The organism is Halomonas sp. A11-A, assembly GCF_003182195.1.
Classification (GTDB): Bacteria; Pseudomonadota; Gammaproteobacteria; order Pseudomonadales; family Halomonadaceae; genus Halomonas; species Halomonas alkalicola.
This window is the reverse complement of sequence record NZ_QGTM01000026.1, coordinates 12,162-31,950: the sequence shown is the minus strand read 5'-3', so window position 1 is coordinate 31,950 and position 19,789 is coordinate 12,162. Positions and strand designations below refer to the sequence as shown.

16 protein-coding genes and 1 tRNA gene are annotated in these 19,789 nt (G+C 69.9%); 7 read left to right on the top strand and 10 right to left on the bottom strand.

Features of this window, described 5'->3' with window-relative positions:
* Window positions 1-5 precede the first annotated feature (5 nt).
* From ileS to rplU, 8 genes are all read right to left on the bottom strand, one after another.
* Window positions 6-2,849: an isoleucine--tRNA ligase gene (gene ileS, locus DER72_RS13685; protein ID WP_110070537.1), complete on the bottom strand. Its 2,844-nt coding sequence runs from the start codon at window positions 2,847-2,849 to the stop codon at window positions 6-8.
* Between the two features lie 10 nt (window positions 2,850-2,859).
* The gene (gene ribF / locus DER72_RS13680) at window positions 2,860-3,990 is read right to left on the bottom strand and encodes a bifunctional riboflavin kinase/FAD synthetase (protein WP_110070536.1); all 1,131 of its coding nucleotides are present in this window, start codon (window positions 3,988-3,990) and stop codon (window positions 2,860-2,862) included.
* Window positions 3,991-4,117: 127 nt separating this feature from the next.
* Complete coding sequence (gene murJ / locus DER72_RS13675; RefSeq protein ID WP_110070551.1) at window positions 4,118-5,641, bottom strand: murein biosynthesis integral membrane protein MurJ; 1,524 nt, start codon at window positions 5,639-5,641, stop codon at window positions 4,118-4,120.
* A gap of 185 nt (window positions 5,642-5,826) precedes the next feature.
* Window positions 5,827-6,093, bottom strand: coding sequence for a 30S ribosomal protein S20 (rpsT, locus tag DER72_RS13670; RefSeq protein ID WP_110070535.1), 267 nt, complete (start codon window positions 6,091-6,093; stop codon window positions 5,827-5,829).
* 246 nt (window positions 6,094-6,339) lie between these two features.
* Window positions 6,340-7,479, bottom strand: a complete 1,140-nt coding sequence (gene proB, locus DER72_RS13665) for a glutamate 5-kinase (protein WP_110070550.1) — start codon at window positions 7,477-7,479, stop codon at window positions 6,340-6,342.
* Between the two features lie 64 nt (window positions 7,480-7,543).
* On the bottom strand, window positions 7,544-8,728 hold the full coding sequence (cgtA, locus tag DER72_RS13660; protein ID WP_110070534.1) for an Obg family GTPase CgtA: 1,185 nt from the start codon (window positions 8,726-8,728) through the stop codon (window positions 7,544-7,546).
* A gap of 100 nt (window positions 8,729-8,828) precedes the next feature.
* On the bottom strand, window positions 8,829-9,086 hold the full coding sequence (rpmA, locus tag DER72_RS13655; RefSeq protein ID WP_110070533.1) for a 50S ribosomal protein L27: 258 nt from the start codon (window positions 9,084-9,086) through the stop codon (window positions 8,829-8,831).
* A 31-nt stretch (window positions 9,087-9,117) separates the two neighbouring features.
* Window positions 9,118-9,429, bottom strand: a complete 312-nt coding sequence (gene rplU, locus DER72_RS13650) for a 50S ribosomal protein L21 (RefSeq protein ID WP_110070532.1) — start codon at window positions 9,427-9,429, stop codon at window positions 9,118-9,120.
* A 283-nt stretch (window positions 9,430-9,712) separates the two neighbouring features.
* Between rplU and ispB the strand changes: the two genes are divergently transcribed.
* Window positions 9,713-10,708, top strand: a complete 996-nt coding sequence (gene ispB / locus DER72_RS13645) for an octaprenyl diphosphate synthase (protein WP_110070531.1) — start codon at window positions 9,713-9,715, stop codon at window positions 10,706-10,708.
* A gap of 78 nt (window positions 10,709-10,786) precedes the next feature.
* Window positions 10,787-10,863 (top strand) — tRNA-Pro (locus DER72_RS13640).
* Between the two features lie 566 nt (window positions 10,864-11,429).
* On the opposite strand, the gene DER72_RS13630 is transcribed toward DER72_RS13640, so the two are convergent.
* Window positions 11,430-11,669 carry a hypothetical protein gene (locus tag DER72_RS13630; protein ID WP_110070530.1) on the bottom strand — a complete coding sequence of 80 codons (240 nt, stop codon included), beginning with the start codon at window positions 11,667-11,669 and terminating at the stop codon, window positions 11,430-11,432.
* Between the two features lie 169 nt (window positions 11,670-11,838).
* On the opposite strand from DER72_RS13630, the gene DER72_RS13625 reads away from it, so the two are divergent.
* Together DER72_RS13625 and rapA are read left to right on the top strand one after the other, a co-directional pair.
* Entirely contained in the window at window positions 11,839-12,639 is an 801-nt protein-coding gene (locus DER72_RS13625; RefSeq protein ID WP_110070529.1) for a TlpA disulfide reductase family protein, read from the top strand.
* A gap of 299 nt (window positions 12,640-12,938) precedes the next feature.
* Window positions 12,939-15,884, top strand: a complete 2,946-nt coding sequence (gene rapA / locus DER72_RS13620) for an RNA polymerase-associated protein RapA (RefSeq protein WP_110070528.1) — start codon at window positions 12,939-12,941, stop codon at window positions 15,882-15,884.
* 58 nt (window positions 15,885-15,942) lie between these two features.
* Here the strand turns inward: rapA and DER72_RS13615 are convergent, their stop codons facing one another.
* Entirely contained in the window at window positions 15,943-16,848 is a 906-nt protein-coding gene (locus DER72_RS13615) for a TIGR01777 family oxidoreductase (protein WP_110070527.1), read from the bottom strand.
* A gap of 108 nt (window positions 16,849-16,956) precedes the next feature.
* Between DER72_RS13615 and DER72_RS16515 the strand changes: the two genes are divergently transcribed.
* The 3 genes from DER72_RS16515 (at window position 16,957) to phrB (ending at window position 19,640) form a co-directional block, all read left to right on the top strand.
* Complete coding sequence (locus tag DER72_RS16515; protein WP_258306310.1) at window positions 16,957-17,217, top strand: FAD-dependent oxidoreductase; 261 nt, start codon at window positions 16,957-16,959, stop codon at window positions 17,215-17,217.
* Between the two features lie 76 nt (window positions 17,218-17,293).
* The gene (locus DER72_RS13605; RefSeq protein WP_110070526.1) at window positions 17,294-18,226 is read left to right on the top strand and encodes a MerR family transcriptional regulator; all 933 of its coding nucleotides are present in this window, start codon (window positions 17,294-17,296) and stop codon (window positions 18,224-18,226) included.
* Between the two features lie 7 nt (window positions 18,227-18,233).
* Window positions 18,234-19,640: a deoxyribodipyrimidine photo-lyase gene (gene phrB / locus DER72_RS13600; RefSeq protein ID WP_110070525.1), complete on the top strand. Its 1,407-nt coding sequence runs from the start codon at window positions 18,234-18,236 to the stop codon at window positions 19,638-19,640.
* The last annotated feature ends 149 nt before the right edge of the window (window positions 19,641-19,789 follow it).

The window sequence follows — 19,789 nt, the reverse complement described above, 5'->3', positions numbered from 1 at the left end:
GCGAATCAGGCATAGAGGCGCGTCTCACCGGGGCCCTCAGGCAAGTTGCTCACACAGCGGCCGCACAGCTCCGGGTGCTCGGCGTGGCTGCCCACGTCCTCGCGGTGGTGCCAGCAGCGCTCGCACTTTTTGTGGCCGCTTGCGGCCACGGCCACCTTCAGGCCGGCAAGCTCGGTGGCCTCGGCGCCCTCGGCCTGCTCACCCTCGGCCAGCGGCCTGAGGGTCACGTCGCTGGTCAGCATCACGAAGCGCAGCTCGTCGCCCAGCTTGGCCAGGGTCGCGTGGAGGGTGTCGTCCACGTAGAGGGTGACCTCGGCGGCCAGGCTGCCCTTGATGGTCTTGGCGTTGCGGGCGTCCTCCAGGCACTTGTTCACCGCCTGCTTCACCTCGAGCACCTGCTCCCAGAAGTCTCGGCCCATGGCGGCCTCTTCGGGCAGGGTGGCGAGGCCCTGGTAGTAGGTCTCCAGAAGCACGCTGTCGCCGCGCTCGCCGGGGATGTTCTCGAAGATCTCCTCGGCGGTGAAGCTGAGGATCGGGGCGACCCAGCGGGCGAGCGCCTCCACCACGTGGTAGAGGGCGGTCTGGGCGCTGCGCCGCGCCAGGGAGTCGCGCTGGGTGGTGTACTGGCGATCCTTGATCACGTCCAGGTAGAAGCCGCCCAGCTCCCGGGCGCAGAAGCCGTGGACCTGCTGGTAGACGTCGAGGAAGCGGTACTCCTGGTAGGCCTTCTCGATGCGCGCCTGCAGCTGGGCGGCGCGGTCCACCACCCACTGGTCCAGGGCCAGCATCTCGCCGAAGGCCACGGCGTCGCGGCTCGGCTCGAAGCCGTTGAGGTTGGCGAGCAGGAAGCGCGCGGTGTTGCGGATACGGCGGTAGACGTCGGCGGTGCGCTTCAAGATCTCGTCGGAGACCGCCATCTCGTTGCCGTAGTCGGTGGAGGCGACCCACAGGCGCAGGATGTCGGCGCCGAGCTTGTCCACCACCTCCTGGGGGGCCACCACGTTGCCCATCGACTTGGACATCTTGCGGCCTTGGGCGTCCACGGTGAAGCCGTGGGTGAGCAGCCCGCGGTAGGGCGGGTGGCCGTCGATGGCGCAGCCGGTGAGCAGCGAGGAGTGGAACCAGCCGCGGTGCTGGTCGGAGCCCTCCAGGTAGAGGTCGGCGCGGGGGCCGGCCTCGTGGCCGTGGGGGTGCGAGCCGCGCAGCACGTGGCGGTGGGTGGTACCGGAGTCGAACCAGACGTCCAGGGTGTCGGTGACCTTCTCATAGTCGCCGGCCTCGTCACCGAGCAGCTCCGCCGGATCGAGGCGGAACCAGGCATCGATGCCCTCCTTCTCGACGCGCTTGGCGGCCTCCTCCATCAGCTCCACGGTGCGCGGGTGCAGTTCGCCGGTGGCCTTGTGCAGGAAGAACGGGATCGGTACACCCCAGTTGCGCTGGCGGGAGATGCACCAGTCCGGGCGGTTGGCGATCATGCTGTGCAGGCGCGCCTGGCCCCAGGCCGGGGTGAACTGGGTGGCCTCGATGCCCGCGAGCGCCCGCTCGCGCAGGGTCTTGCCGTCCTTGCCCTTCACGTCCATGCCCACGAACCACTGGGCGGTGGCGCGGTAGATCAGCGGGGTCTTGTGGCGCCAGCAGTGCATGTAGCTGTGGGTGATCGGCTCGTGGTGCATCAGCGCGCCGACCTCGCGCAGCTTCTCGACGATCTGCGGGTTGGCCTTCCAGATCATCTGGCCGCCGAAGTAGGGCAGGTCGTCGGCGTAGACGCCGTTGCTCTGCACCGGGCTCAGGATCTCCTCGAAGGCCATGCCGTGCTCGCGGCAGGTGACGAAGTCATCCATGCCATAGGCGGGGGCGGAGTGGACGATGCCGGTGCTGCCCACCTCGGCCTCGACGTAGTCGGCGAGATAGACCGGCGAGAGGCGATCATAGAAGGGGTGGCGGAAGCGGATGCCGTCGAAGGCCTCGCCGCGGGTGGTGGCGATCACCTCGCCGGTAAGGCCGTAGCGCTCTAGGCACGATTCCACCAGCTCCTCGGCCAGCACCAGCAGCCGCTCGCCGGTATCCACCAGGGCGTAGGTGAACTCGGGGTGGACGTTGAGCGCCTGGTTGGCGGGGATGGTCCAGGGGGTGGTGGTCCAGATGACGATGGCGGCGGGCTTGGGCAGCGCAGCCAGGCCGAAGGCGGCGGCCAGGCGGTCGGCGTCCTCCACCGGGAAGGCCACGTCGATGGCGTCGGATTTCTTGTCGGCGTACTCCACCTCAGCCTCGGCCAAGGCGGAACCGCAGTCGAAGCACCAGTTGACGGGCTTGAGGCCCTTGAAGACGTAACCGGCCTCGACCATCTCGGCGAGTGCGCGGATCTCGCCCGCCTCGTTGGCGAAGTCCATGGAGCGGTAGGGGTTCTCCCAGTCGCCCATCACGCCCAGGCGCACGAAATCGGCCAGCTGGCCCTGGATCTGCTCGCCGGCGTACTCGCGGCACAGCTCGCGGGCGCGCTCGGCGGCCAGGTGCTTGCCGTGGGTGGTCTCGACCTTGTGCTCAATGGGCAGGCCGTGGCAGTCCCAGCCGGGCACGTAGGGGGCATCGAAGCCGGCCAGGTTCTTCGACTTGACGATGATGTCCTTGAGGATCTTGTTGACGGCGTGACCGATGTGGATGCTGCCGTTGGCGTAGGGGGGGCCATCGTGCAGCACGAACAGCGGCTTGCCCCGGCGCTCCTCGCGCAGGCGGTGGTAGAGGTTCTTCTCCTGCCACTCGGCCAGGCGCTCCGGCTCGCGCTTGGGCAGCATGCCGCGCATCGGGAAATCGGTTTCTGGCAGGTTCAGAGTGTGCTTGTAGTCGCTCATATCCTGGGGGTCAGCCGTCGTCGTGGTCGGCGGGGGTCCCCGCCGAGGAATCGGAAGTCACGGCCTCGCGCGCCAGCGGCGCCGATGCCAGAGGAAGAGAATCATCGTTGTTCAGGCCGAGGCGCGAGGCGCCGGCTTCGGGGCGCTGTGAAACAGAAGCACCGGTTTTGGGGTGCTGTGAAACAGAAGCGCCGGCTTCGGGGCGCTGTAATGAGTGCTCGGCAAAGTAGGCCCGGGCGCGGCGCTGGTCGGCGGTGATCTGCTGCTTGAGGGCGTCGAGGTGCTCGAACCTCACCTCGCCGCGCAGCTTGGCGCAGGGGAAGACCCGCAGGCGCTGGCCGTAGAGGTCGCCGTCGAAGTCGAACAGGTGCACCTCCAGCACCGGCCGGGTGCTGCCCACCGTGGGGCGCCAGCCGATATTGGCCACGCCGGGCAGGCGGCGGCCGTCGGGCAGCTCGCTGACCACCGCATAGACGCCCTGCAGGGCCAGGGAGCGCACCGGCTGGGGCAGGTTGGCGGTGGGCACGCCGATGGTGCGGCCGAGCTTCTGGTCCGCCACCACGCGCCCGCCCAGCCGATAGGGCCGACCCAGCAGCCGGGCCGCCGCCTCGAAGTTGCCGCTGGCCAGCAGGGTGCGGATGCGCGTGCTGGAGACCCGGTCGTCGTCGACGGTGAAGGTGCGGGTGTGCTCGACGCTGAAGCCGTGCCGCTCGCCCACCTCGGTGAGCAGGTGGAAGTCGCCGCGGCGATCGCAGCCGAAGCGGAAGTCGTCGCCCACCACCAGGTGGCGCACGCCGAGGCCCTCGATCAGCACCTTCTCGATGAAGGCCTCGGCGGTGAGGCCGCGCAGGGCATCGTTGAAGGGCAGGCAGAGCACCCGTTCCACCCCCGCCTCGCCCAGCAGGCGCACCTTGTCACGCAGCAGGGTGAGGCGCGGCGGCGCCTGGTCGCCGGCGAAGAACTCCCGGGGCTGGGGCTCGAAGACCACCACGGTGACCGGCAGCTGCAGCTTGGCGGCCTGCTCCCGGCACTGCTCGAGGATCGCCTGGTGGCCGCGGTGGACGCCATCGAAGTTGCCGATGGTGGCCACGCAGCCGCGGTGCTCGTCGCGCAGGTTGTGCAGTCCTCGGATCACTTGCATGGCGTTGCTCGAGCCCTGCTGGCTGGGTGAATGGCGAAAGGTGAGTGGCGAAAGGATGGTCATAAAGTGAGAGATTATACCGGACCGCCGGCCCCTTGACAGCCGGGCCGGCCTGGTCTTCCGACGATCAGCTCTTCATCTTGAAGTGCCGGATGCGCACGCCGGTCAATGCGAGCCAGGCGAAGTAGACGCCGGCGCCGGCCACCACCAGGGCGCCCAGCCAGGCCACCCGGGTCCAGACGCTCCAGCCGAGCCAGACCTGCCAGTCGGGCGAGATCAGCCACAGGCCGAGCCCCATCACCGCACAGCCGCCCAGCAGCTGCACCGCGTAGCGGCCCCAGCCGGGCTGGAACACCAACACCCGCTCCTTGTGCAGCAGCCAGCCCAGCAGGCCGGCATTCAGGAACGCCGAGAGCGCCGTGGCCAGCGCCAGGCCGGCGTGGGCCAGGGGCCAGATCAGGATCAGGTTGAAGACCATGTTGGCGACCATGGCAATGATGCCGACCTTCACCGGCGTGCTGGTGTTCTGGCGGGCGAAGAAGCCCGGCGCCAGCACCTTGATCAGCATGAAGGCCACCAGGCCAAACGCATAGGCCCGCAGGCTCATCGCCGCCATAGCGATGTCGTGCTCGGTCATGGCGCCGTAGTGGAACAGCGAGATCAACAGCGGCTCGGCCAGTATCGCCAGCGCCAGGGCCGCCGGCAGGCCGAGCAGCAGCACGGCGCGTATCGCCCAGTCGAGCATCTCGCTGAAGTGCTGGCCGGACTGGGCGGCGTGGCGCTTGGAGAGCGCCGGCAGGATGACGGTGCCGATGGCGATGCCGAAGACTCCCAGCGGGAGCTCCACCAGGCGGTCGGAGTAGTAGAGCCAGGAGACGCTGCCGGGTGCCAGCAGCGAGGCGAGGATAGTGTCGAGCAGCAGGTTGATCTGGGAGACCGAGACGCCGAACAGCGCCGGCGCCATCAACACCATGATCTGCTTCACCCCGGGGTGGACGAAGCTCGGCCAGGGCCGGGGCATCAGCCCCAGGCGCACCAGGAAGGGCACCTGGAAGGCGAGCTGGGCGACGCCGGCGATCAGCACCCCCCAGGCCAGCGCCATGGCCGGCTCGGTCATCAGCGGGGTGAGCAGCAGGGCGGCACCGATCAGCGAGAGGTTGAGCAGCACCGGGGTGAAGGCCGGGATGGCGAAGCGGTTCCAGGTGTTGAGCACGCTGCCGGCGAAGGCCGTCAGCGAGATCAGCAGCAGGTAGGGAAAGGTGAGCCGCAGCATGTCGGCGGTGAGCGCGAGCTTGGCGGGGTCGCGGCCGAAGCCCGGGGCGAACACCCACACCAGCCAGGGGGCGGCGACCATGAACAGCGCGGTGAGCAGCGCCAGCACCACGGTGAGGCTGCCGGAGACGGCATCGAGCAGTTCGCGCACCTCGCGCTTGCTGCCGCGGGTGGCATACTCCGAGAGCACCGGCACGAAGGCCTGGTTGAAGGCCCCCTCGGCGAACAGCCGGCGCATGAAGTTGGGGATCTTGAAGGCAACGAAGAAGGCGTCGGCGCCGCTGCCGGCGCCGAACAGGGTGGCCACCACCACGTCGCGCACCAGGCCCATGACCCGGGAGAGCATGGTCATCACGCTGACCACCAGGCCCGAGCGCATCAGCCCGCCGGCCTTGGGGGCCACCACCTTGTCGTTCTCGCCCACCGGGGTGGGGGGCGTCTGCTCGCGATCCGTCACGTCTGCGTCCTCACCTGTAGGGCAGCCACAAAAAAACCGGCCGCAGCCGGTCTTTCTGCTGGAGGCCCGCCCTCAGGGGCGAGTCACTCCGATGGCATCCGGTCTGCTCAGGCAGCCAGCGCCTTGACGCGAGCGTTCAGGCGGCTCTTCAGACGCGCGGCGCGCTTCTTGGAGAGCACGTCCTTGTCGGCGATGCGGTCGATGACACGCTGCGCCTGCTGGAACTCGGCCATGGCCACGGCGTGGTCGCCGCCGTTGATCGCCTTGATGACGCGCTTGATGTAGGTGCGCACCATGGAGCGCTGGCTGGACTTCAGGACGCGACGCTGCTCTGCCTGACGGGCGCGCTTGCGGGCTTGCTTGCTGTTTGCCACTTGATGTCTCCTTGGAGATTCTTCGCCGCCCGTGTGATGACGGCATCGATAACGTATTGATCCGGCAGAAAAGTACGCGACTTTCCGCCGGCTTGGCCATCTGGCCGACCGCTTGACATCAGCGATCGTTCACGGGCCGTGTCTGAGAGGATGGCGTATCCTACCACAGCCCGCGCCGCGCTTGCCATAGCTGCTTTCCCGGCACGGGGCGTTGGGGGCAGGCCGAAGAGCAGCCGCGCTGCGCTGCTACAGCACCACCAGGTTGTCGCGGTGGATCAGCTCCGGGGCCTCCATGAAGCCGAGGATCGCCTCGATCTGGTGGCTCGGCTTGCCGAGCAGGCGCGCGGCGTCATCGGCGCCGTAGTTGACCAGGCCCTTGGCCACGCGCTCGCCGGCCTCGTCGACGCAGAGCACCATGTCGCCGCGGCGAAACTGCCCCGCCACCGCCTTGACCCCCACCGCCAGCAGGCTGGAGCCGCTCTCGCGCAGCACCTTCACCGCCCCGGCATCCAGGGTCAGGGTGCCGCGCACCTGCAGCTGGCCGGCCAACCAGCGCTTGCGCGCCGCGATGGGGGCCTGGTCCGGCCGCAGCAGGGTACCCAGGCGCTCGCCCGCCATCAGCCGGGTGAGCACCTCGGGCTGACGGCCGCTGGCGATGGCGGTGAAGGCGCCGGAGCGCGCCGCCAGGTGCGCGGCGCGGATCTTGGTCACCATGCCGCCGCGGCCGAGCGCCCCGCCGCCGCCGGCCACCGCGGCCAGCGCCGGGTCGTCGGCGCGCCCCTCATGGATCAGCCGCGCCTCGGGGTTGCTGCGCGGGTCGGCGTCGAACAGCCCCTCCTGGTCGGTGAGGATGATCAGCGCATCGGCCTCCAGCAGGTTGGCCACCAGGGCGCCCAGGGTGTCGTTGTCGCCGAAGCGGATCTCGTCGGTGACCACGGTGTCGTTCTCGTTGATCACCGGCACCACCCGCAGGTCGACCAGGGTGCGCAGCGCCGAGCGGGCATTGAGGTAGCGCTTGCGGTTGGAGAGGTCGTCGTGGGTCAGCAGCACCTGGGCGGTGAGCAGGCCGTGGCGGGCGAAGTGGCCCTCGTAGCACTCGGTGAGGCCGTTCTGGCCCACCGCGGCGGCGGCCTGCAGCTCGTGCACCGCCGAGGGGCGCGCCTGCCAGCCGAGGCGCACCATGCCGGCGGCCACCGCGCCGGAGGAGACCAGCACCACCTCGATGCCGCGGCGATGCAGCGCGGCGATCTGGTCGACCCAGCCGCCGATGGCGGTCTCGTCGAGGCCGCGACCGTCGTTGGTCAGCAGCGCGCTGCCGATCTTCACCACCACCCGCCGGGCGCCCACCAGCGCCTCGCGCCCCGCCACCTGCTCGTTGCCTTCCACTTGGTTGTCCAAGGCCATCAACCTCAAGCTCAGAGACACTGCGCGAGCGCAGCCAGTTTATCCCTCAGGGCGCGTACTCGACCTCGACGTCGTAATCGTCGTCATCGAAGTCGTCGCCCTCATCGACCTTCTTGCGCCTGCGGCCGAGGCGCGCCTCGGTGCGGGCGACCGCTTCCTCTTCCATGCGCGCACGCATCTCGCGGGCCCGCTCGGCGGCCTCCTCGTCCTCGTTCTCCAGCTGGCGCTGCTCCGTGAGCCAGCGGTGGGCAGCCTGCACCAGGGCGTCGGTGCCGTCGGCGGAGATCGCCGAGATGCGGAACACCGGCCCCTCCCAGCCCAAGCGGCGCACGATCTCGTCGGCCTTCGCCTCGCGCTCCTCGGCGGGGAGCAGGTCGAGCTTGTTGAGCACCAGCCAGCGCGGCAGCTCGGCCAGCGCCGGGGAGAACTCGCCCAGCTCGTGGATGATCGCCTCGGCGGCCTCCACCGGGTCGGACTCGTCGAAGGGCGCCACGTCCACCACGTGGAACAGCAGCCGGGTGCGGGTCAGGTGCTTGAGGAAACGCAGCCCCAGACCGGCCCCGTCCGAGGCACCCTCGATGAGGCCCGGCACGTCGGCCATCACGAAGTGCTCGTGGATGCCGAGCTTCACCACGCCCAGGTTGGGCACCAGGGTGGTGAAGGGATAGTTGGCCACCTTGGGCTTGGCGGCGGAGACGGCGCGGATCAGCGTCGACTTGCCGGCGTTGGGCATGCCGAGCAGGCCCACGTCGGCCATCACCTTCATCTCCAGGCGCAGGTTGCGGCGTTCGCCCTCGGTGCCCGGGGTGGTGCGCCGCGGCGCCCGATTGGTGGAGGACTTGAAGTGGATATTGCCGAGCCCCCGGCGCCCGCCCTGGGCCACCAGCACCACCTGGCCGATCTCGGTGACATCGGCGATCACCTCGAGGGTCTCCTCGTCGATCACCGTGGTGCCCACCGGCACCTTGACGTGCAGGTCCTCACCGGCGCGACCGCTCATCTGCCGGCCCATGCCGGGCTGACCGTTCTGGGCCTTGTAGAAGCGCTGGTAGCGGAAGTCGATCAGGGTGTTGAGGGCGTCATCACCGATCAGGTAGACGCTGCCGCCGTGGCCGCCATCGCCACCATCCGGGCCGCCCTTGGGCACATACTTCTCACGCCGGAAACTGAGGCAGCCATTGCCCCCGTTACCGGCCTCCACGATGATCGAGGCTTCGTCGACGAACTGCATCTGTCACTCTCCTGACGGCACCTGAGATCCCAACCGCCATAGTATATGTACAAGAAGGCCCCGCCTGGGCGGGGCCTTCCTGCTGCAAGCCTCAGGCGTCTCAGGCAGAGACGACGCTGACGAACTTGCGGTTCTTCGGACCCTTGGTCTCGAACTTGATCACACCGTCGTTCAGGGCGAACAGGGTGTGGTCGCGGCCGAGGCCAACGCCGACGCCGGCGTGGAACTTGGTGCCGCGCTGACGCACGATGATGTTGCCGGCGGTGACGGCCTGGCCACCGAACAGCTTGACGCCAAGGCGCTTGGATTCTGAATCGCGGCCGTTACGCGTGGAGCCGGCTGCCTTCTTATGTGCCATGGAAAAATCCTCCGTTCAGGGGATGGGCCGCTTACGCGGAGATCCCGGTGATCTTGACTTCAGTGAACCACTGACGGTGGCCCTGACGCTTCATGTGGTGCTTGCGGCGACGGAACTTGATGATGGTGACCTTGTCGCCACGGCCGTGGGAGACGATCTCGGCAGAGACCTTGGCACCTTCGACCAGCGGGGCGCCAATCTTGACGTCGTCGCCATCGGCAACCAGCAGCACCTCGTCGAAGTCGACGGACTCGCCGGTCGGGACTTCGATCTTCTCCAGCTTGAGGGTCTGGCCTTCCTGAACGCGGTACTGCTTGCCGCCGCTCTTGATAACTGCGTACATGCTTTTCTCTCCAGGACTCATCAGGGTTGGCTCTTGATCGACCTGCGGCGAGTGGCGCCTCTTCTGGCACCATCTGACAGGGAGCGGGATGAGTGGGCCGCGCATTATAACCGCGTGCCGATGGCGACACAACCCGCACCGCGCCTGCCGCTGGCGCCGGCCCGCCCGCCCCGCGGCGGCTCGCCTTGACGCCCATGAGGGGGCCCCATAGCATGGCCGGCAACCCAAGGCCAGAGGGGGCCGCCCCGCCCCGGCCCCCATCAATTCCGTCGAAGCCGCCTCCATGACTGCCAATGTCTCCTCCCCCACCGCCGCTCCATCGCCGATCCACGCCGTCGTGGCCGAGGATTTCGCCGCGGTCAACCGCACCATCATGGACCAGCTCAACTCGCGGATTCCGCTGGTGGAGACCATCGGCCAGTACATCATCGCCAGCGGCGGCAAGCGGCTGCGCCCGCTGCTGGTGCTGCTGGCGGCCCGGGCGCTGGGCTACCGGGGCGAGCACCACGTCACCCTGGCCACCCTGATCGAGTTCATGCACACCTCCACCCTGCTGCATGACGATGTGGTGGACGAGTCCCACATGCGCCGCGGCAAGGCCACCGCCAACGACGCCTGGGGCAACGCCCCCTCCGTACTGGTCGGGGACTTCCTCTACTCGCGCTCCTTCCAGATGATGGTGAACGTCGGTTCCATGCGAATCATGGAGGTGCTCTCCTCCGCCACCTGCGTGATCGCCGAGGGCGAGGTGCAGCAGCTCACCAACGTGGGCAACCCGGACATCGACGAGGCGGCCTACTTCGAGACCATCCAGGGCAAGACCGCCATGCTCTTCGAGGCGGCCAGCCACAGCGGCGCGATCCTCGCCGAGGCGACCCCGGAGCAGGAGGCCGCCCTGCAGTGCTACGGCCGCTACCTGGGCCTGGCCTTTCAGCTGATCGACGACCTGCTCGACTACCAGGGCGACGCCGAGGCGATGGGCAAGAACGTCGGCGACGACCTGGCCGAGGGCAAGCCGACCCTGCCGCTGATCCAGGCCATGGCCGCCGGCACCCCGGAGCAGGCCGCGGTGATCCGCCGGGCGATCCGCCAGGGCGGGCTGGACCACCTCGACGAGGTGCTGGCCATCATCAACGCCACCGGCGCCCTCGACTACACTCGCACCCGGGCCGAGGAGATGGCCGACCTGGCCCTGGCGCAGCTCGACCTCCTGCCCCCCTCGCCCTACCGCGACAGCATGGCCGACCTGGCCCGCCTGGCGGTGGAGCGCAAGGCGTGAACCGGGCCACCGCGGGGGCTTGCAAAGCAACCTGCGCCGCGTATAATGCCACTCCGTTGAGGCACCAGCCCAACGCGTCGGAGCGTAGCTCAGCTTGGTAGAGCGCTGCCTTCGGGAGGCAGAGGTCGTAGGTTCGAATCCTGTCGCTCCGACCAACGAATTCAAGGCCTTGCGGTTATCCGCAAGGCCTTTTTCGTGTGCCTGACTTGTTCCCCCCCCAGGCATCTTCATCCTTTCGCTGGGCGGTGAGTCGGCGGGAACCAGTAGGGTCTTGTACATGGCAGCCGTCGTTGGGTTGAGGCGAAATCCCGATGTCGCGGCGTTATATCAACGTCTTACAGGAAAGAGCAAGAGCAAGATGGCGGCCTTGGGGGCAGCAATGCGTAAGCTGATCCATATCGCTTACGGGGCCCCCAAGACGCAAACCGAATATCGGCCACAAACTGCCTGATGGGACATTTGTGGCCGATTAGGAGAGATGTATCTAGCCCCTATGCCGGTTTCGGCAATGTCCTGGATCAAGCCGCCCAGCCGAAGCCGAGGATCGGCATCGCGGGTCTGGGGGTCATTCATCGCGCCTCTCCTTGCTCGCGTCTCGACGGGCGGCGCGCTACAGCCAGCGCTCCGGCCGCAGCAGGCGGGTCAGCGGCCCAGGGGGTTTCGGCGACCTCCCAGGGCGGCAGCGCCGTGGTGTGCACGCGCGGCGGCGGGCCGCCACGGCTCAGGCATCGCCATCGTCGTCGGCGAGCCGTCGCGCCAGCGCCTTGCGCGCCTTGTTGCGGCGATAGAGCCGCACCAGGGCGATGCCGAGCGCGGTGGCGACCATGGCCGCCAGGGTCCAGCCCTGCCAGTAGCGGGCGGCATCGCCCATCATCGTCTCCAGGGTGATGATCAGGATGAAGCCCAGCGCCTGGCTGGCGATGGCCAGGGCGCGCAGGGTGTCGAAGGCAGGCTTGGCCATGCAGGCTCCCGTGACGAGGGTGGCGGACGGATGACAGCCCTGCCGCCCGGCAGTAGGCTTGGCAGGGCCAGAGGCGCCGCGGCGGCGCTCGAGTGCCCCAGTGTACCCGCTCGCGCCGCAGCCGCCGACCCCATCGCCCCCATTCCTCCACCACACAGGAGCCCGCCCCATGGATGCCATCGCCCTCGGCCCCGTGCTGCTCTCGGTGCCGCGCCTCTACGCGCTGGGCGCCGCCCTGCTGCTGCTGGCGCTGAGCGCCTGGCTGCTGGGACTACCGCGGGGCGAGCACGCCCGCTGGTTCAACGGCCTGGTGCTGGCCTGGCTGGTGGGGGCGCGCACCGGCCATGTGCTGCTGCACCTGGAGGCCTATGCCGCGGCCCCCCTGGATATCCTCAAGCTGTGGCAGCCGGGCTTCCACGGCCTGTGGGGGCTGGTGGCTGCGCTGCTGTGGACCGGCTGGGCCCTGCGCCATCACCTGCTGCGGCTGATCGGCGCCATGGCGCTGACCGTGGGGGCGGCGAGCCTGTGGCTGGTGATGGTGACGCTGGCCCCCCTGGGCAGCGGCCTGACCATCGACGAGCTGCCCGATATCGCCCTGGAGACCCTCGACGGCGAGACCGTCAATCTGCGCGACCTGCAGGGCGAGACGGTGGTGCTCAACCTGTGGGCCACCTGGTGCCCGCCCTGCCTGCGCGAGATGCCACTGCTGGCCGAGGCCGACGCCCGCGACGGCGTCACCGTGGTGGTGGCCAACCAGGGCGAGGAGCTGCTGCAGGTGATCCGCTACCTGGACGACCAGGGGCTCGAGTTCCGCTACCCGCTGCTCGATCCGCGCCAGGAGCTGATGGTGCTGCTGGAGGCGCCGGGGCTGCCGACCACGCTGCTGTTCGACGCCTCCGGGCGCGCCGTGGAGCGCCACGTGGGCGAGCTATCTCGGGCCCAGCTCGGCGCCTGGCTGGACCGCCACTGAGCCACGCCCCATCGGTATGGCCCGACGCGACAGACTCTGTTGCAGTTGCCTGCAGCGAGAGGCGCCGGGGGCAGGCCGGAGAGGGGGTCCTATGCCAGGGATGGCATCGGTAGCGTACAGGGATGTATTCACAGCGCCCCCTCGAGGGCCTGTCGCCGGAATAGCCTCGAGCAACGGCCCGAGACGAATCACCACGCTTAAGCCGCGCCGCCCTTTGCTGTAAGATACCGCGCCCTGTTCGGCCCGCCCCGTCCCGGCGGCCATGAGCGCACCCACTCTTCAGCATCCTCCGAGGCATCATGAGCGACTTCTCCCCCGGCCAGCGCTGGATCAGCGACGGCGAGGCCGAACTCGGCCTGGGCACCATCCTGAGCTGCGATGCGCGCAGCGTCACCGTGCTGTTCGGCGCCAGCCAGGAAACCCGCACCTACAGCAGCCGCCAGGCTCCGCTGACCCGGGTGGTGTTCGGCAGCGGCGACCGCATCCGCGCCGCCGAGGGCTGGACCCTGACCGTGGACGACACCAAGGAGCTCGGCGGCCTGATCGTCTACATCGGCGAGGACGAGCGGGGCGAGCTCACCGAGCTGCCCGAGGCACGGCTCGCCGACACCATGCAGTTCGACCAGGCCCGCGACCGCCTGCTCACCGGCCAGGTGGACCGCAACGACTGGTTCGAGCTGCGCTTCCGCACCCTGCACCACCACCACCGCATCGAGCAGAACCCGGCGCTGGGCCTGGCCGGGCCGCGCATCGACCTGATCCCGCACCAGCTCTACATCGCCGACGAGGTCTCCCGGCGCCATGCCCCCCGGGTGCTGCTGGCCGACGAGGTGGGGCTCGGCAAGACCATCGAGGCGGGGCTGATCCTGCACCGCCTGCTGCTCACCGGGCGCGCCGAGCGGGCGCTGATCCTGGTGCCGGCAAGCCTCTGCCACCAGTGGCTGGTGGAGCTGCTGCGCCGCTTCGCCCTCGAGGTGACCCTGCTCGACGAACAGCAGAGCCAGGCCCACGGCGATGCCAACCCCTTCGAGGCCGGCCAGATCATCCTGGCCAGCCAGGACTGGCTGTTCGCCAACCCCCACCGCCAGAGCCAGGCGCTGGCCTGCGCCTGGGACCTGCTGATCGTCGACGAGGCCCACCACCTGGACTGGAGCGAGGAGCAGATGGGCCCCGGCTACGCCTGCGTGGCGCGCCTGGCCGGCGAGAGCGAGGGGGTGCTGCTGCTCACCGCCACCCCCGAGCAGATGGGGGTGGCGAGCCACTTCGCCCGCCTGCGCCTGCTCGACCCGGACCGCTACCACAGCCTCGAGCGCTTCCGCGAGGAGGAGGCCCACTACGTGGAGGTGGCCGAGGCGATCGATGCCCTGGAGCGCCTGCCGGGCGATGACGCGGATCGGGACCGGGTCGCCGCGGTGATCGAGGAGGCCGACAGCCTGGCGCTGCTCGCCACCCTGGCCAACCCCGAGGCCAGCGAGGCCCAGCACGTCGCCGCCCGGGACCAGCTGCGCGACCAGCTGCTCGATCGCCACGGCACCGGCCGGGTAATGTTCCGCAACAGCCGCCGCCACGTGGGCGGCTTCCCGGAGCGGCGCTTGCACGTCACCGAGCTCACCCCGCCCTCCGCCTACCGCCGGGTGCTGCGCAAGCTTGCGCGCGACGAGGACTACCTGGACGAGCTGCTGATCGAGACCGGCCTCGACCACCCCGAGGTGCTGATCTACCTGGACGCCATGTACCGGGCACTTGCCGACGACCCCCTCAACGAGGAGCCCTGGTGGCAGATCGACCCGCGGGTCAACTGGCTGCTGGAGCGGCTGGCCGACGACGGCGAGGGGGGGCTCGCCGGCGACAAGGTGCTGGTGATCGCCCACGACCGCGAGACCGCCCAGGGCCTGGCCGAGGCGCTGCGCGTGCTGGGCGGCTACCACGCGCCGGTGTTCCACGAGGGGCTCTCCCTGGTGGAGCGCGACCGCGCCGCGGCGGCCTTCGCCGACGAGGAGGAGGGCTGCCAGGTGCTGGTCTGCTCGGAGATCGGCTCCGAGGGGCGCAACTTCCAGTTCTGCCGCCACTTGGTGATGTTCGACCTGCCGCTGCACCCGGACCAGCTGGAGCAGCGCATCGGCCGCCTGGACCGCATCGGCCAGCGTCACGCCATCGAGATCCACGTGCCGGTGTTCGAGGCCAGCCCAGGCGAGAAGCTGCTGCGCTGGTACCGCGACGGCATGGACGCCTTCAGCGCCCCCCACGGCATCGGCAGCGAGATCTTCGATGCCTTCGGCGACGCCCTGGCCGAGGCGCTGCTCGAAGACGAGGGCATGGCGGAGGTGATCGAGGAGACCCGAGCGCTGTTCGAGAGCCGCCTGGCCGAGCGCGACGCCGGGCGCAACCGCCTGCTGGAGCTCAACGCCTGTCGCCCCGGCCGCGCCGAGGCGGTGGCGGCGGCGATCCGGGAGCTGGACGAGGACCGCGCCCTGCCCCGCTACCTGGAGCTGGCCCTGGACATCTTCGGCGTCGACAGCCAGGAGCTGGGCGGCGGTATCCAGCACCTGCTGCCGAGCCCCCAGATGCTTGACGGCCTGCCCGGCCTGGCCAAGGGCGAGGAGGGCTTCTCGGCCACCTTCTCGCGGCTGCGCGCGCTCTCCCGGGACGATGTCCAGCGGCTCTCCTGGGAGCACCCGCTGCTGCGCGAGATGATGGGGCGGATCCTGGACGGCACCATGGGCAACACCGCCCTGGCGCTGCTCCGGCACCCGGCGCTGCCCCCCGGGCGGATCATGGCCGAGCTGGTGTTCCGCACCCACTGCCCGGCCCCCAGGAAGCTGCACCTCAACCGCTTCCTGCCGCCCACCGCGGTGCGGGTGCTGCTCGACGAGTCGGGTGCCAACCTGACCGACAAGATCTCCTTCACCGGGCTCTCGAAGAACCTGCAGAAGGTCAAGAAGGCGATGGCGCGGGACCTGATCCGCAGCCGCCTGGAGGTGCTGCGCGAGCTGCTCGAGCGCGGCGAGGCCGAGGCGGAACGCGAACTGCCCTCCATCACCGAGGCGGCCCAGGGGCGCATGCGCGATGCGCTGGACGGAGAGCTGGCGCGCCTGACGGCCCTGGCCCGCCACAATCCGGCGGTGCGCGAGGACGAGCTCAGCGCGCTGCGCGCCGAACGCCAGGCGCTGGACGAGGCCATCGAGGGCACCCGCCTGCGCCTGGACTCGGTGCGTGTCATCGTCACGGTGGGGGAAGACGCATAGGTCTCCTCTTCAGCCTCTCCCCGGCGCCCCTTGGCTACTTGATCCTGGGCTTTCGGCGTCAGCCCAGGATATCCGCCAGGGCGGCGTCCAGGGTCTCGAAGCGGAATTGGAAGCCCGCCTCCTGGAGGCGCTTCGGGCGCATGTCGGCGCCGGTGAGCAGCAGCCGCGACATCTCGCCGAAGGCGGTCTCCAGCACGATGGCCGGCACCGGGAAGATGGCCGGGCGCCTGAGCTGCTTCGCCAGGGTGCGGGTGAACTCGGCGTTGGTCACCGGATGGGGGGCGCTGCCGTTGAAGGGGCCCTCGAGCTCGTCGTTGTCGAGCAGGAAGAGGATCGCCCGCACCAGGTCCTCGCGGTGGATCCAGGGTATGAACTGCCTGCCCGTGCCGAAGCGCCCTCCCAGCCCGAACTTGAAGGGGGGCAGCATCTTCTGCAGGCTGCCGCCACCGCTGTCGAGCACCAGGCCGATGCGCAGCAGCACCACCCGGGTGCCGAAATCGGCCGCCTCGCGGGCGGTGTCTTCCCAGCGCTTGCAGAGCCGGTGGGCAAACTCGTCGTGGGGTGGCGTCTCCTCGCTGACCTCACGCTCCTTCTGGTCGCCGTAGTAGCCCATGGCCGAGCCCGACACCATCACCCGAGGCGCTCCGCCGCTGCTGGCCTTGAGCTGCTCGCAGAGGATCACCAGGTCGCGGGTGATGTTGACCCGCGAGTCGATCAGCCGCTGCTTCTGATCGTCGCTCCAGCGCCGGGCGGCGATGGACTCGCCGGCCAGGTTGACGATGGCCTCCGGCGGGGTGTCCACGAAATCCAGCACCGAGCGGCGAATGTCCGCCCCCGGGGGCAGTCGCCCCTTCACCGCCGCCGGGTCCCGAGACACCACCAGCAGCCGATGTCCCGCCTCGACCAGGCGCTGGCACAGCCGCTGCCCCACGAACCCGCTGCCGCCGGTGATCAGCACTCGCATCGCGCTCTCCTGTTACCTGTAGTGACGCCCAATGGATGACGGGTATCTGCCTTAGGTTATACAGCTGTTGTACACTTCTGCTAGTCTAGCTGAAAACCACCAAGCGTGATGCCACCATGCGCTCTGCCCCCTCCTGCTACCGCCATCATCGGGGCCGGCATCGCCGGCCTGGCCTGCACCCGGGCGCTGGATGCCGCCGGCCTGCCGGTGACCCTGTTCGACAAGGCGCGCGGGGCCGGCGGGTGGATGTCCAGCCGCCACCTGGCCGAGAGGCTGACGCTGCTGGACGGCTGGCGCGGCCCGCGGGTCGAGGACGCCTGGCTCTCCGGCCACCATCTCGGCGAGGCCCTGGTGGCCAACGCCGCCTGAACCGACCGTGACAGGAGTTCGCCATGACATCCGCCCAGACACCCCTCGCCTCCAGGATCGGGAGGTCCTGCACGCCATGAACGACCACTCACAGCATGCCAGCGATACGCCCCTCTACCCGATCCGTGAGGTATCCCGCATCACCGGCGTGAACTCGGTGACGCTGCGCGCCTGGGAGCGACGCTACGGGCTGATCAAGCCCCAGCGGACCCCCAAGGGGCACCGCCTCTACGCCCGGGAAGACATCGAGCGGGTGGAGCAGATCCTGCAGTGGCTCAACCGCGGCGTGCCGGTCAGCCAGGTGGGCGAGCTGCTCGACCGACCCGAGGCCAGCGTGGCCCCGCCGGCCGACGCCAGCGACTGGCCGGGCCAGCGCGCGCAGCTGGTCACCGCGGTGGAGGCCCTGGACCTGGCGCGCCTGGAGACCCTCTACGCCCAGTCGCTCTCGCTCTATCCGGTGGCGGTGTGCCTCGCCGAGCTGTGGGCGCCCGTGGTGCAGGCGCTCGAGGAGCGCTGGGGCGAGCGGCTCGGCGATACCCTGCAGCGCCTCAGCCTGGAGGCCTTCCTGCGCACCCGCATCGGCACCCGCCTCTACCACGCCAACAGCCAGGCGCCGGGGCCGGTGCTGCTGATGGTGCCGCTGCCCGACGATCCCGGCACCCTGTGGCAGCTGCTGGCCGCCCTGGCGGCCAGCGACCGCGGCTATCGGGTGACGCTGCTGGACACGCCGCTACCCTTCGGCGAGGTGCCCCTGGCGGTGGAGGCGCTGGGCGCCGCCGGCGTGCTGATGACCGGCAGCCATGCCGGACGCAGCGACCTGGTCCGGCGCCAGCTGCCGCGCCTGGCCGAGCAGCTCGAGGTCCCGCTGACGCTGTGCGGCCCGGTGGCCCGCATCCGCGAGGCCGACCTGACGGAGAGCGGCGTCGCGGTGCTGGGCGACGACCTGGGCCTGGCAATGGTGCGGCTCGGCGAGCTGCTGCCCCCGGCCCTGCTGCCCATGGCGAAGTGAGCGCACCATGACTCACTCCCTGATGTGGTTTCGCAGCGACCTGCGCGTGCAGGACAACCGCGCCCTGGCCGCGGCCGCCGCCCGCGGCCCGGTGGTCGCCGTCTTCCTGCGCGCCTTGCCCCACTGGCGGCGCCACGGCCACGGCGCCACCCCGCTCGACTTCCGCACCCGAGGCGTGGCCGCGCTCCAGGAGGCCCTCGCGGGGCTCAACATCCCGCTGCTGCACCGCGATATCGAGGACTTCAGCGAGTCCCCGGCGGCGCTGCTAGCCATCGCCCGGGAGACCGGCGCCAGCGCCCTGCACTTCAACCACGAGTACCCGCTGGACGAGCAGCGCCGCGATAACGCCGTGCTCGCCGCCTTCCGTGACGCCCGGCTCGAGGCCCATGGCCACCACGACAGCGTGGCCTTCGCCCCGGGAGAGCTGCTCACCGGCAAGGGCGACTACTACGGCGTCTTCACCCCCTTCGCGAGAAGCTGGCATCGCCAGCTGACGGCGGAGCGCCTGGCGCTGGCCGACACTCCCGCCCCCCAGGCCGAGACCGGCATCGCCAACGACCCGCTGCCCGCGCTCAAGGATGCGCCCATCGACGGTCGCCAGTGGCCCGCCGGCGAAGGCCCCGCCGCCGACCGCCTGGAGCGCTTCCTGCGCTTCCGCGGCCGCCACTACGCCAGGCAGCGCGACTTCCCGGCGATCCGCGGCACCAGCGAGCTCTCCCCCTACCTGACGCTGGGCATGATCTCCCACCGCCAGTGCCTGCAGGCGGTGCTGGCCGAGAACGACGGCCGCCTCGCCGAGGGCGATGCCGGCCTGGTGGCCTGGGTCAACGAGCTGGTGTGGCGCGAGTTCTACCGCCATGTGGCGGTGGGCTTCCCCCAGGTGTGTCGCCACCGCCCCTTCCAGACCCATACCGAGGCGCTGGCCTGGCGCGACGACGACGAGGGCTTCGCCGCCTGGTGCGAGGGGCGCACCGGCTACCCCATCGTCGATGCCGCCATGCGCCAGCTCGTCGCCACCGGCTGGATGCACAACCGCCTGCGCATGATCACCGCCATGTTCCTCTCGAAGCACCTGCTGATCGACTGGCGCCGCGGCGAGGCCTTCTTCCTGCGCCACCTGGTGGACGGCGAGTTCTGCGCCAACAACGGCGGCTGGCAGTGGGCCGCCTCCACCGGCACCGACGCCGCCCCCTACTTCCGTATCTTCAACCCCACCACCCAGTCCCAGCGGTTCGACCCCGAGGGCACCTTCCTGGCCGAGTGGCTGCCGACGCTGGCCGGGCTGCCGGCGAAGGCCCGTCACGCGCCGCCCCGGGACCTGCTCGGTGGCGTCGACTACCCCGCCCCCATCGTCGACCACAAGGCGGCACGGGCCCGAGCCCTCGACGCCTTCAAGACGCTGAAGGCCGGGTGACCCGGCACCAGGACTACTTCGATGCCGGCGCCATGCTCTACGAGCGCCTGCCGCTGCACGGCGGCGTCATCCGGCTGGTGAAGCGACAACTCGACAGCTGACAGCCCCCCCCGGCGGCCACCCCGGCAGCAGGACCCCGATCATGGAGG

Coding starts and splice junctions, on each gene's coding strand:
- ileS (WP_110070537.1), bottom strand. CDS start 2,849: ATGAGCGACTACAAGCACACTCTGAACCTGCCAGAAACCGATTTCCCG.
- ribF (WP_110070536.1), bottom strand. CDS start 3,990: ATGCAAGTGATCCGAGGACTGCACAACCTGCGCGACGAGCACCGCGGC.
- murJ (WP_110070551.1), bottom strand. CDS start 5,641: ATGCGCTCGGGCCTGGTGGTCAGCGTGATGACCATGCTCTCCCGGGTC.
- cgtA (WP_110070534.1), bottom strand. CDS start 8,728: ATGCAGTTCGTCGACGAAGCCTCGATCATCGTGGAGGCCGGTAACGGG.
- rpmA (WP_110070533.1), bottom strand. CDS start 9,086: ATGGCACATAAGAAGGCAGCCGGCTCCACGCGTAACGGCCGCGATTCA.
- rplU (WP_110070532.1), bottom strand. CDS start 9,429: ATGTACGCAGTTATCAAGAGCGGCGGCAAGCAGTACCGCGTTCAGGAA.
- ispB (WP_110070531.1), top strand. CDS start 9,713: ATGACTGCCAATGTCTCCTCCCCCACCGCCGCTCCATCGCCGATCCAC.
- DER72_RS13630 (WP_110070530.1), bottom strand. CDS start 11,669: ATGGCCAAGCCTGCCTTCGACACCCTGCGCGCCCTGGCCATCGCCAGC.
- DER72_RS13625 (WP_110070529.1), top strand. CDS start 11,839: ATGGATGCCATCGCCCTCGGCCCCGTGCTGCTCTCGGTGCCGCGCCTC.
- rapA (WP_110070528.1), top strand. CDS start 12,939: ATGAGCGACTTCTCCCCCGGCCAGCGCTGGATCAGCGACGGCGAGGCC.
- DER72_RS13615 (WP_110070527.1), bottom strand. CDS start 16,848: ATGCGAGTGCTGATCACCGGCGGCAGCGGGTTCGTGGGGCAGCGGCTG.
- DER72_RS16515 (WP_258306310.1), top strand. CDS start 16,957: ATGCCACCATGCGCTCTGCCCCCTCCTGCTACCGCCATCATCGGGGCC.
- DER72_RS13605 (WP_110070526.1), top strand. CDS start 17,294: ATGAACGACCACTCACAGCATGCCAGCGATACGCCCCTCTACCCGATC.
- phrB (WP_110070525.1), top strand. CDS start 18,234: ATGACTCACTCCCTGATGTGGTTTCGCAGCGACCTGCGCGTGCAGGAC.